General features: G+C 52.1%; 11 protein-coding genes. 3 read left to right on the top strand and 8 right to left on the bottom strand.

The window, feature by feature from the left end:
• Window positions 1-63 precede the first annotated feature (63 nt).
• From ACU8XX_RS05560 to ltnD, 5 genes are all read right to left on the bottom strand, one after another.
• On the bottom strand, window positions 64-1,428 hold the full coding sequence (locus ACU8XX_RS05560) for a GntP family transporter (protein WP_000104441.1): 1,365 nt from the start codon (window positions 1,426-1,428) through the stop codon (window positions 64-66).
• 88 nt (window positions 1,429-1,516) lie between these two features.
• Window positions 1,517-2,293, bottom strand: a complete 777-nt coding sequence (locus ACU8XX_RS05565; RefSeq protein ID WP_001136934.1) for an HPr family phosphocarrier protein — start codon at window positions 2,291-2,293, stop codon at window positions 1,517-1,519.
• Between the two features lie 4 nt (window positions 2,294-2,297).
• The gene (otnC, locus tag ACU8XX_RS05570; protein ID WP_001278994.1) at window positions 2,298-2,936 is read right to left on the bottom strand and encodes a 3-oxo-tetronate 4-phosphate decarboxylase; all 639 of its coding nucleotides are present in this window, start codon (window positions 2,934-2,936) and stop codon (window positions 2,298-2,300) included.
• Complete coding sequence (otnK, locus tag ACU8XX_RS05575) at window positions 2,933-4,195, bottom strand: 3-oxo-tetronate kinase (protein WP_000590403.1); 1,263 nt, start codon at window positions 4,193-4,195, stop codon at window positions 2,933-2,935. Before otnK ends, otnC begins: the two co-directional genes overlap by 4 nt.
• The gene (gene ltnD / locus ACU8XX_RS05580; RefSeq protein ID WP_000847985.1) at window positions 4,192-5,100 is read right to left on the bottom strand and encodes an L-threonate dehydrogenase; all 909 of its coding nucleotides are present in this window, start codon (window positions 5,098-5,100) and stop codon (window positions 4,192-4,194) included. The genes otnK and ltnD overlap by 4 nt, the downstream gene beginning before the upstream one ends.
• Window positions 5,101-5,295: 195 nt before the next feature.
• Between ltnD and ygbI the strand changes: the two genes are divergently transcribed.
• Window positions 5,296-6,063, top strand: a complete 768-nt coding sequence (gene ygbI / locus ACU8XX_RS05585) for a DNA-binding transcriptional repressor YgbI (protein WP_001300386.1) — start codon at window positions 5,296-5,298, stop codon at window positions 6,061-6,063.
• A 50-nt stretch (window positions 6,064-6,113) separates the two neighbouring features.
• Here the strand turns inward: ygbI and pphB are convergent, their stop codons facing one another.
• Both pphB and mutS read right to left on the bottom strand, forming a co-directional pair.
• Window positions 6,114-6,770 carry a protein-serine/threonine phosphatase gene (pphB, locus tag ACU8XX_RS05590; protein ID WP_001141322.1) on the bottom strand — a complete coding sequence of 219 codons (657 nt, stop codon included), beginning with the start codon at window positions 6,768-6,770 and terminating at the stop codon, window positions 6,114-6,116.
• A gap of 105 nt (window positions 6,771-6,875) precedes the next feature.
• Window positions 6,876-9,437, bottom strand: coding sequence for a DNA mismatch repair protein MutS (gene mutS, locus ACU8XX_RS05595; RefSeq protein WP_001272928.1), 2,562 nt, complete (start codon window positions 9,435-9,437; stop codon window positions 6,876-6,878).
• A gap of 75 nt (window positions 9,438-9,512) precedes the next feature.
• Between mutS and ACU8XX_RS05600 the strand changes: the two genes are divergently transcribed.
• Complete coding sequence (locus tag ACU8XX_RS05600; RefSeq protein ID WP_000611932.1) at window positions 9,513-9,647, top strand: hypothetical protein; 135 nt, start codon at window positions 9,513-9,515, stop codon at window positions 9,645-9,647.
• A 76-nt stretch (window positions 9,648-9,723) separates the two neighbouring features.
• Window positions 9,724-10,077, top strand: coding sequence for a nitrous oxide-stimulated promoter family protein (locus tag ACU8XX_RS05605; RefSeq protein WP_000015497.1), 354 nt, complete (start codon window positions 9,724-9,726; stop codon window positions 10,075-10,077).
• Window positions 10,078-10,113: 36 nt separating this feature from the next.
• Here ACU8XX_RS05605 and flhA read toward each other — a convergent pair whose 3' ends face one another.
• Window positions 10,114-12,192: a formate hydrogenlyase transcriptional activator FlhA gene (gene flhA / locus ACU8XX_RS05610; RefSeq protein ID WP_001301332.1), complete on the bottom strand. Its 2,079-nt coding sequence runs from the start codon at window positions 12,190-12,192 to the stop codon at window positions 10,114-10,116.
• Window positions 12,193-12,215 lie beyond the last annotated feature (23 nt).

Raw genomic sequence — 12,215 nt, forward strand, 5'->3', positions numbered from 1 at the left:
GCGAGGCTGGCCTTTTCTGTGCACAATAAAAGGTCCGATGCCCATCGGACCTTTTTATTAAGGTCAAATTACCGCCCATACGCACCAGGTAATTAAGAATCCGGTAAAACCGAGAATGGTCGTTAACACTGTCCAGGTTTTCAGACCGTCTGCTACCGACAACCCCAGATATTTGGTCACAATCCAGAACCCTGAGTCATTAATATGTGACGCACCAAGCCCACCAAAGCAGGCTGCCAGCGTCACCAATACGCACTGAATCGGATTCAATCCCATCACCGCTTCTGAGAGTAACCCGCCGGTTGTCAGTATTGCTACGGTTGCTGACCCCTGCGATGCACGCAGCGCCAGTGAAATAATAAATGCGGCTGGTAACAGAGGCAGGTCAATCATTTGTAGCATGTTGGCAAGGGCTTTGCCGACGCCCGATTCCACCAGCACTTTGCCAAATACCCCTCCAGCACCAGTAACCAAAATCACTACCGCCGCAGTAGGAAGCGCTGAGCCCATAATGTCGCTGGTGTGTTGTAAGCTCCAGCCGCGACGTAAAGCCAATAACCAGAATGCCAGCACCAGCGCAATCATTAGAGCTACCATTGGTGAGCCGATCAGCTGTAGCGTACCAAGCAGGGGATGCGAAGGCGGCATCAGTGTTGCGGAAACCGTACCCGCCATGATAATCGCGATAGGAATAACAATTAGCGAGGTGACCAGCGCGACGCCCGGTGGATTTATTTTATCGCTTAATTTTGTCGCGCCTTCCTCACTGGCCGGAGCCAGTTGCATCTGTTCCAGTACTTCTACTGACATCGCATATTGGCGCTTATTGATTATTTTCGCTGCAAAGTAGCCAACAACCCCTACGGGAATAGAAATCGCAATACCGATGATGGTTAGCCAGCCGATGTCTGCGTGGAGTAACCCCGCTGCGGCGACAGGGCCTGGATGCGGCGGTACCGCCACGTGAACAGTGAGCATGATCCCAGCGACAGGCAGGCCAAATTTGAGTGGCGATATTTTGGCAACCTTGGCAAAACCGTAAATGATTGGCGCAAGAATAATAAAGCCGACATCAAAGAAGACGGGAATACCGAGGAAGAACGCTGCCAGAGTCAGCGCAGCGATAGTTCGTTTGTCACCTAACTTGCGACTGAAATAATTAGCCAGTGACTCTGCACCACCAGAGTGTTCGATCATACGCCCCAGCATAGCGCCCAGACCAATAATAATAGTGACGGAACCAAGCACACCGCCCATCCCGGCGATCATCACTTTACCCACTTCGCCCGCTGGTATACCTGCCGCAAGTGCGACTAACAGGCTGACGAGGAGCAAAGCAACGAATGGTTGTACCTTTGCCTTGATGACCAGCAGCAACAGCATGATTACGCCAGCTAACGCAATGCATAACAATGTAATTGTGGACATGGGAAACCCTGTCTGAAAGTTATAGTTAACCTACCCCATCCGTAGATGGGGGGATGTATGGGTACGTTGTAATTAGGGATTTAACGAATTAGCGCCAGGCGTCAAACCAGCCAAGCCCTTCTTCGGTGAGGCCACGAGGTTTATATTCACAACCGATCCAGCCCTGATATCCCACCTCATCGAACAGGCGGAACAGCCACGGATAGTTGATTTCTCCATCGTCCGGTTCATGTCGATCAGGTAGTCCGGCAATTTGTACGTGCGCATATTTCCCGGCGTAGTCGCGGATTAAATGCGTCAGGTTGCCATCTACTTTTTGCGCATGAAAAGTATCTAGTTGAATAAACACGTTATCTCGCGCAACCTCTTCAACAATAGCCAGTGCCTGATACTGGCTGGAGAAGAGATAATGAGGCTTAACGCCGGGGCTGAGTGCTTCAACTAATATTCGCTTGCCGTGTGGCGCAAAGCGGTCGGCAGCGTAGCGGATATTATCGATAAATACTGCCCGGTACCGTTCAGCATCTTCGCCAGCGGGCACGACGCCTGCCATCACATGGACTTGTTCACAATTGAGCGCCAATGCATATTCCAGTGCCAGGTCGATGTCTGCGTGTGCTTCGTGCTCACGTCCGGGAAGGGCGGATAATCCCCATTCCCCCGCATTAATATCTCCGGGAGCGGTATTGAACAGCGCCAGTGTCAGATGGTTTTGCTCCAGTTGCTTTTGGATTTGCAGGGTGGAGTAGTTATAGGGAAACAGAAATTCCACAGCATCGAACCCGGCTTTTCGCGCTGCGGCGAAGCGTTCAATAAAAGGCACTTCGGTGAACATCATGGATAAATTAGCTGCAAAACGAGGCATTGCATTAACTCCTTAATTCCGCAATTTCACCTGCGGTCAGATAACGGATCGGGCGGTCACCGAGAATAAAAATCAGCTTTGCCGTTTCCTCCAGCTCTTCCATATTGTTGGCGGCTTCTTGCAGGCTTTCACCGCAAACCACTGGGCCATGATTTGCCAGTAAAAAAGCCTGATTGTCTGCTGCCAGTTCCGCCAGATCCTGTGCGATGCGTTTATCGCCCGGTCGGTAATAAGGCACCAGCGGGACATTTCCCATCCGCATCACCACGTATGGTGTGAACGGACGAATAACGTTGCTGCTGTCCAGCCCTTGCAGGCAGGAAAGCGCCGTCGACCATGTGCTGTGCAAATGCACCACCGCTTTACAGCGCGGATTGTTGCGATACAGCGCCAGATGAAAGAGCACCTCTTTCGAGGGTTTGTCACCACTTAACCATTCGCCATCCGCGGCGACTTTGGAAAGCCGCTGCGGATCGAGATTGCCCAGGCATGAACCTGTCGGTGTCGCCAGTAAATTCCCGTCAGGTAAAAGCAGCGACAGATTGCCAGCCGAACCGGTTGCATAGCCGCGCTGAAAGAATGAACTGGCAATCCGCGTCATCTCCTCTCGCAAAGACTGCTCTACTTTTGCGAAATCGCTCATGATAAAAACTCTCTTTGGGCTCGTGAAAAAAAGGCGTCATCACCGAAGTTGCCAGATTTAAGGGCGAGTGAGACAGGCTTATCCAGTGCGTTTACCCACGGCACGCCGGGGGAAATGGTTGGGCCAATATGAAACCCTTTTATTCCCAGGCTCTGTGTGACTACGCCGGAGGTCTCACCGCCTGCGACAATAAAGCGTGTCACGCCTTCCGCTGCTAACCGCGCCGCTAGTTGAGAAAACAGTGTTTCTACTGCCTGACTGGCTTTTTGTGCACCGTATTGCTGTTGAATTGCTGCCAATGCGTCAGTGCTGGCGGTGGCAAAAACCAGTGGAGCAAGTACACTTTCCTGGCCCAGAACCCACTCTGCCAGTTCGTGTGCATAAGCGGCCAGAGTTTCAATTGAGAGGCAGCGTGCCACATCAACTTCACGGGCTGGTGCAATTTGACGGTAATGTGCTACCTGGCGGTTGGTCATTTGAGAGCATGAACCGGAGAGCACTACGCCGCGCCCAGCGAGCGGACGCCCTGCTTTGCGAGCCTGGTTACCGTTTTCTTGCGCCCACTGCCGGGCCAGGCCAATCGCCAGACCAGAACCGCCCGTTACCAGTGGGGCATCGCGCAAGGCTTCTCCCTGAATTTCCAGATGGTGTTCGGTCAGCGCATCAAGCACCGCGTAGCGGTAGCCCTCTTGCTGTAAGCGAGCCAGCTCTTGACGAACGGCATCCACACCTTGTTCGAAAACATGTGCCGAAACGACGCCGCAGCGCCCTGTGGATTGCGCTTCAACCAGACGGGGAAGATAGCTGTCGGTCATGGGATTTACCGGGTGATGGCGCATCCCGGATTCGGCCAGCAGTTGATTCATTACGAACAAATACCCCTGATAAACCGTACGTCCGTTGACCGGCAGGGCCGGAGAGAAGACCGTAAACGGCGTGTCGAGAGCATCCATTAAGGCATCGGTAACCGGGCCAATATTACCTTTCGCCGTACTGTCGAAAGTAGAGCAGTATTTGAAATAGATCTGTTTGCAACCTTGCTGTTGCAACCAGCTCAGAGCCGCCAGCGATTGCTGTGTGGCTTCAACCACTGGACAGGAGCGCGTTTTCAGGCTGATCACCAGTGCGTCGATTGCTTCCGGCATTTTACCTGTTGGAACACCGTTAATTTGTACCGTTGGTAGACCGTTTTCCACCAGAAAACTGGCGATATCCGTCGCGCCGGTAAAATCATCGGCGATAACGCCAATCTTGATCATGATTTCGCTCCCGGTAGAGTGATGCCAGAGAAAATCTTGATAACTGCGCTATCGTCTTCTTTCCCGTAACCCGCGTTACTGGCGCTGGTGAACATATTCAATGCTGTTGAGGCCAATGGCAGCGGGAAGTGCAGGGCTTTGGCTGTATCGGCAACCAGACCAAGATCCTTAACAAAAATATCGACGGCTGAATGCGGGGTGTAATCGCCATCCACCACATGACGCATCCGGTTTTCGAACATCCAGGAATTTCCGGCGGCATTGGTCACGACGTCATACATCACATCCAGCGGGATCCCCGCACGGGCTGCAAGTGCCATCGCTTCGGCTCCGGCAGCAATATGTACGCCCGCTAACAACTGGTGAATAATTTTTACGGTCGAACCTAGTCCCGGTTCTGCACCTATGCGATAAACTTTTCCGGCAACGGCTTCCAGCACGGGTGCCAGTCGTTCAAAGGCAATATCGCTACCGGAGGCCATGACAGTCATTTCACCGTTAGCGGCTTTTACTGCACCACCAGAAACTGGCGCATCCAGCATTTCCAGATCGAATCCAGCCAGAGCGGTAGCAATTTCTTGCGCATCAGCACTAGCGATAGTGGAAGAAACCATTACTGCCGTACCGGGTTTCAGATGTTGTGCAACGCCTGTTTCACCAAACAGCACCTGTTTAACCTGGGCCGCATTGACCACCAGCACCAGCAGTGCGTCCAGTTTTTCGGCAAACGTCGCGGCGTTATCAGAAACCCCGCAAGCACCTGCCTCTTTCAACGTAGCGCAGGCATTGCTGTTCAGGTCTGCGCCCCAGGTAGAAAGACCTGCGCGGACACATGACAGTGCTGCTCCCATTCCCATTGACCCTAAGCCAACGATACCGACATGAAACTCAGATCCCGTTTTCATCTGCTCTCCTTGTTAATTTAAGTGATATTTTGTTTGATATTGTGAATATAAGCGCTGTAAGATAACGATATGGTGATCTAATTCACATAAATTAACATTGTGTGTTATTTTATGTGAACTAAGCGTTAGTTGCGCCGCGCACGTTTCGCAGGCAAATAGCGTAGAATGTCAGCAGGACAAAGGAAGGAGCAAAAGTTGATACCCGTAGAGCGTCGCCAAATCATCCTTGAGATGGTAGCTGAAAAAGGCATTGTCAGTATTGCTGAACTAACGGACAGAATGAATGTGTCACATATGACCATTCGTCGGGATTTACAAAAACTGGAGCAGCAGGGAGCCGTTGTGCTGGTGTCCGGAGGCGTCCAGTCTCCGGGACGCGTGGCGCATGAACCTTCTCATCAGGTAAAAACTGCGCTGGCAATGACGCAAAAAGCGGCTATTGGCAAGCTGGCGGCAAGTCTTGTTCAGCCGGGAAGTTGTATCTATCTGGATGCGGGAACGACCACGTTAGCGATAGCACAGCATCTGATTCACATGGAGTCACTGACTGTGGTCACAAACGATTTCGTTATTGCGGACTACTTGCTCGACAACAGTAATTGCACAATTATTCACACTGGCGGTGCAGTGTGTCGGGAAAACCGTTCCTGTGTCGGGGAAGCCGCTGCGACCATGCTGCGCAGCCTGATGATTGATCAGGCTTTTATTTCTGCATCGTCATGGAGTGTGCGGGGGATTTCTACGCCAGCGGAAGATAAAGTCACGGTGAAACGGGCGATTGCCAGTGCCAGCCGCCAGCGAGTTTTGGTCTGTGATGCGACGAAATATGGTCAGGTGGCGACATGGCTGGCGTTACCATTAAGCGAGTTTGATCAGATTATTACAGACGACGGTTTGCCGGAGAGTGCCAGTCGCGCGCTGGTGAAGCAGGATCTCTCTTTGCTGGTAGCGAAAAATGAATAATGGCCTGCAATAACACCGGGTTACTCATGCTTCACAGAAGAAGCATGAGACTACTTTATTTTATAAAATGACAGCCGCCCGCTGTTCGGCGATCCGGTATCAATATAAATCTGGTTAGCGAACGTCTGAATGTTATCAAACATCATATGTCCAAATATAAAATAATCAGCGCCGTTTATTTGTTGTAACTCGCCATTAAGCGATTTCTGCACACGATCAACAGGCCAGAGTAATTCGCTCTCCGCTATTTCTTTACCAAAGAGATATTCACTCCCCGGATAATCTGCATGTGCGATGGCATATTTTATGTTGTCGTTAGTGATTTCAATAATATGTGGAAGGTGATGGAATTTCAGCAACAGATCTATTGCCTCTTGTTGCTCTGAATCATTTAAATCGAAAAACCAGTCACCACCGCTGGCAAGCCACATATTGCCATCGCCAGTTTCGAATGCCTCAAGCGCCATCGCTTCGTGGTTGCCTTTAACCGACGTAAACCAGGGTTGGTTTAGCAGGCGCAGGACGTCAAGACTCTCCGGTCCACGATCAATATTATCGCCGACAGAAATAAGTAAGTCGATTTCGGGGAAAAAAGAGAGTTGATGTAAGCGGGATTGTAATAACTGATATTCACCATGAATATCACCAACGACCCATATATGGCGATAGTGATGGGCATTGATTTTTTGATAGCGTGTAGATGGCATGGTTTTACCCTGTAAAATAAGCTTTCCTATTATACAGGGTGTTTTTATTTTATTCGTCAGTTGTCGTTAATATTCCCGATAGCAAAAGACTATCGGGAATTGTTATTACACCAGGCTCTTCAAGCGATAAATCCACTCCAGCGCCTGACGCGGGGTGAGTGAATCCGGATCAAGATTTTCCAGAGCTTCGACCGCAGGCGAAGTTTCTTCTGGTACTGACAGCAAAGACATTTGCGTACCATCCACTTGCGTAGCGGCGGCGTTCGGCGAAATGCTTTCCAGCTCACGCAGCTTTTGCCGTGCGCGCTTAATAACCTCTTTTGGCACGCCTGCCAGAGCTGCAACCGCCAGGCCGTAGCTTTTGCTCGCCGCGCCATCCTGCACGCTGTGCATAAAGGCAATGGTGTCGCCGTGCTCCAGTGCATCGAGATGCACGTTAGCGACGCCTTCCATTTTCTCCGGTAACTGGGTCAGCTCGAAATAGTGGGTAGCAAACAGCGTCAATGCCTTAATCTTATTCGCCAGATTTTCTGCGCACGCCCACGCCAGCGACAGACCATCGTAAGTGGACGTTCCACGCCCGATCTCATCCATCAATACCAGACTGTACTCGGTGGCGTTATGTAAAATATTGGCGGTTTCGGTCATCTCCACCATAAAGGTTGAGCGCCCGGACGCCAGGTCATCTGCCGCGCCTACGCGGGTAAAGATGCGATCGATAGGTCCAATCTCGACTTTTTGTGCCGGTACATAGCTGCCGATGTAGGCCATCAGCGCAATCAGTGCGGTCTGGCGCATATAGGTACTTTTACCGCCCATGTTCGGACCGGTGATGATCAACATGCGGCGCTGCGGCGACAGATTCAGCGGGTTGGCGATAAATGGCTCATTCAGTACTTGTTCAACTACCGGATGGCGACCTTCGGTAATGCGAATGCCCGGTTTATCAATGAAGGTCGGGCAGGTGTAGTTCAGGGTATAGGCCCGTTCCGCCAGGTTAACCAGCACGTCGAGTTCCGCCAGCGCGCTCGCGCTCTGTTGCAACGCTTCCAGATGCGGCAACAGCAGGTCGAACAGCTCTTCATAAAGCTGTTTTTCCAGTGCCAGTGCTTTGCCTTTTGAGGTGAGAACTTTATCTTCGTACTCTTTTAGCTCTGGAATGATGTAGCGCTCGGCGTTTTTCAGCGTCTGGCGACGCATGTAGTTGATGGGTGCCAGATGGCTTTGCCCACGGCTGATTTGAATGTAGTAGCCGTGCACCGCATTAAAGCCAACTTTCAGCGTGTCCAGGCCGGTACGTTCACGCTCGCGGACTTCCAGACGCTCCAGATAATCGGTCGCGCCGTCAGCCAGCGCGCGCCACTCATCCAGCTCTTCGTTATAGCCCGATGCGATAACACCACCGTCGCGTACCAGCACCGGCGGTGTGTCGATGATTGCTCGCTCCAGCAGATCGCGCAGCTCGGCAAACTCGCCCATCTTCTCACGTAGCGCCTGTACCGGTGCACTATCGACAGTTTCTAACTGCGCACGCAGCTCCGGCAGTTGCTGGAAAGCGTGGCGCATACGGGCCAGATCGCGTGGGCGAGCAGTTCGTAAAGCCAGACGTGCCAGAATACGTTCCAGGTCGCCGACCTGACGCAGTACCGGCTGTAGCCCGGCGGTGAAATCCTGCAATGCGCCAATAGTTTGCTGGCGCTCAAGCAACACGCGGGTATCGCGCACTGGCATATGCAGCCAGCGTTTCAGCATACGGCTGCCCATCGGCGTGACGGTGCAGTCGAGCACAGAAGCCAGCGTATTTTCCGCACCACCCGCCAGGTTCTGGGTGATTTCCAGATTACGACGCGTCGCGGCATCCATAATGATGCTGTCCTGCTCACGTTCCATGGTGATGGAACGAATATGCGGCAGAGTCGTACGTTGGGTATCTTTCGCATACTGCAACAGACAACCGGCAGCACAAAGTCCGCGCGGCGCGTTCTCGACGCCAAAACCGACCAGATCGCGGGTCCCAAATTGCAGATTCAACTGCTGGCGCGCGGTGTCGATTTCAAACTCCCACAGCGGGCGACGGCGCAGGCCGCGACGGCCTTCAATTAACGACATTTCAGCAAAATCTTCTGCATACAGCAGTTCCGCAGGATTAGTGCGTTGCAGTTCTGCCGCCATCGTTTCGCGGTCAGCCGGTTCGCTCAGGCGAAAACGCCCGGAACTGATATCCAGCGTCGCGTAGCCGAAACCTTTGCTGTCCTGCCAGATAGCCGCCAGCAGGTTGTCCTGACGCTCCTGCAACAGGGCTTCATCGCTGATGGTGCCTGGCGTAACGATACGCACAACTTTGCGCTCAACCGGACCTTTGCTGGTCGCCGGATCGCCAATTTGTTCGCAGATGGCAACGGACTCTCCCTGATTCACCAGTTTGGCGAGATAGTTTTCCACCGCATGGTAGGGAATCCCCGCCATCGGGATCGGCTCTCCCGCCGAAGCACCGCGTTTGGTCAGTGAAATATCCAGCAGTTGCGACGCGCGTTTTGCGTCGTCATAAAACAGTTCATAAAAATCACCCATCCGGTAAAACAGCAGGATCTCGGGATGCTGGGCTTTCAGCCTGAGATACTGCTGCATCATGGGCGTATGGGCGTCGAAATTTTCTATTGCACTCATGGGGTTATGTCCGGTTCCCTGATATTAAATGGGGTGTGATGGTTTTTATTTTCGTTGTAATCACATAAGGCGCACATGATACCGGAGTTAATCATTTCAGGGGAAGAAGCGAACGGCGAGTTCTTGATGCTGGTTCCGGGAAAGATGCTGTTTTGCAGCTTTTGCGTGATGCTTATGAAGCAAGTACGCAAAATTGTATCGGTTGGCTAACCCTTCTTCTTTGGAGTCATAGTGCCCTTTAAGATTAAGATGTAATATAAATACATCTTAATGAGGTGGAGGCAGCATGTCCGGCAAGCGTATCTCTCGTGAAAAACTGACGATTAAAAAAATGATCGATCTTTATCAAGCGAAATGCCCGCAGGCGTCAGCGGAGCCGGAGCATTACGAGGCGTTGTTTGTTTACGCGCAAAAGCGGCTGGATAAATGTGTGTTCGGCGAAGAGAAACCAGCCTGTAAGCAGTGTCCGGTGCACTGTTACCAGCCTGCAAAGCGTGAAGAGATGAAACAGATTATGCGTTGGGCCGGGCCGAGAATGCTGTGGCGTCATCCGATCTTAACCGTGCGTCATCTCATCGATGACAAGCGTCCGGTGCCAGAACTGCCGGAAAAATATCGTCCGAAAAAACCTCATGAATAGTATGCCGGACAGGCAGATCTGTCCGGCAATTTGCAGTTAAATCAATGCCGATTTATCAATTCCCAGCCGCTTCATCCGTGACAGCAGGGTCGTGCGTTTCAGCCCCAGACGTTGCGCAGCGCCTTTAGGCCCGGCAACCACGCCGTTGGTTTCTTTCAGCACGCGCACAATCAACTGATATTCATCTTCGCCCTCCAGGGCGACAACCGTTGCGGCAGGCGGCGTTTCAGGTTCCGGTAAAACAATATCTGGCAATGACAGCTGCAGCACGTTACCGCGTGTTAGCAATACCGCGCGCTCAATGACGTTTTCCAGTTCGCGTACGTTACCCGGCCACTCCATGTTGCTCAAGGTGCGCAGCGTCTCGGCAGGAATGCTGTCGATATTGCGCCCCAGACGACGGGCAATTTTGAAGGTAAAGGCTTTCGCCAGCAGCGGAATATCTTCCGGACGCTCGCGTAGTGGCGGCAGGTGAATCGGGAATACGTTCAGGCGGTAATAGAGATCGCTACGGAACTCACGGTCGGCGACCATTTTTTTCAGATCGCGGTTAGTCGCGGCGATTAGACGCACGTCCGTCTGAATGATTTTGTTGCTGCCGAGACGTTCAAACTCCTGTTCCTGCAATACACGCAGCAACTTCGGCTGTAACTCCAGTGGCATATCGCCCACTTCGTCGAGGAACAGGGAGCTTTTATCCGCCAGTTCAAAACGACCGATACGCTGGGCGCTGGCACCGGTAAAAGCCCCACGCTCATGACCAAACAGATCGCTTTCCAGCAATCCGGCAGGCATCGCCGCGCAGTTCATTTTGACCATGCGGCGATTATTACGCCCACTGAGATTATGGATCGCACGGGCAATCAGCTCTTTACCCGTGCCAGTTTCACCGAGGATCAGCACGGTACTGTCACTTTGCGCCACCATTTCAACTTGTTTAAGCACACTGTACATGGCTTCGCTGCGGCCAATAATCTCGCCAAATTCACTATCAACATTGTTGAGCTGCTCGGTCAGGGCGAGGTTTTCATCAACCAGCCGTTCTTTCAGACGATGGATTTCCTGATAGGCGAGGGCGTTATCGACAGCGATTGCCACACGTTCGGCAATCTGGCGCAGTAAATTCAGATTGGTAGTGGTAAACACTTTCTCTTCGCATTGCGCCAGTTTCAGCACGCCCAGCATGGTGTCGCCAGACATCAGCGGTAACAGGCACAAGGTTTGAATCTGGTTGCCCCAGGTGTCGAACAACATGCGTTCATAGGGGGCTAAATCGTCCCGCTCGTGGAGATTGATCAGCAGCATCTCTTTACTTTTGAACACGCGTTCGGTGAGGGTTCCGGCTTCATCGACTTCGCTCTGTTCGTGGGCGGGATGCTGTTTATCAAGATAGTGAGTGGAGTAGATGTTGAGTTTGTTTTTACGGTGGCTGCGTAAGACGATACTGATATCGTCAATGTCGAAATAGTAATGGATTTCTTTGGCGACTTCGCTGACCAGTTCGTCCATATCCAGGCGGGAAAGCACCGCGTTGGTGATGGCGACCAGGATGCGGAAGTTATCGCGTTCCCGGCATAACAACTCATAGTCGACATTGTTAACGACGCGGCTCTGGATTTGTTCGGTGACGACAGAAACGATCTGCGTAAATGTTTGCAGACGATTGAACTCTTTTTCGCTCCAGGGGCGATCGTCATAACGAATAAATTCACAGCCACCAAAAATATGCCCTTCCGCCGCCAGTGGCATCAGGCAATAGTGACCAAATTTTGGGTATAGCCCACCTGCGTCCAGCTGCGGCCAGGTTTCACAAAATTCTTCGTAACTGCAATGCAGCGTATCAGGGCGCGACAAAATGCTGCGTACCGGACCGTGTGCCAGAACAGTTTCGTCTTCATATTTAATGGGGGTGTCTTTTTCACGCGACGCGTAATAAGACGCACGTTGAGTCTGCGCTTGCCACAACACAATAGCCGCGTTGTCGGCGAGCGCAGAACGCTTTACCAGTTGCGAAAGAGCCTCACACAGCGAGGCCAGATCGGGCTGCTGCAATAGTGTCCGAGTGATGTCGAACAACCCTTGTTGTCCGAGATCACTCATCGGTGTATATGACATTTTGTTCTTCCAGGAAAGCACCG

The sequence above is a fragment of the Escherichia sp. MAL-1 genome (assembly GCF_052948035.1).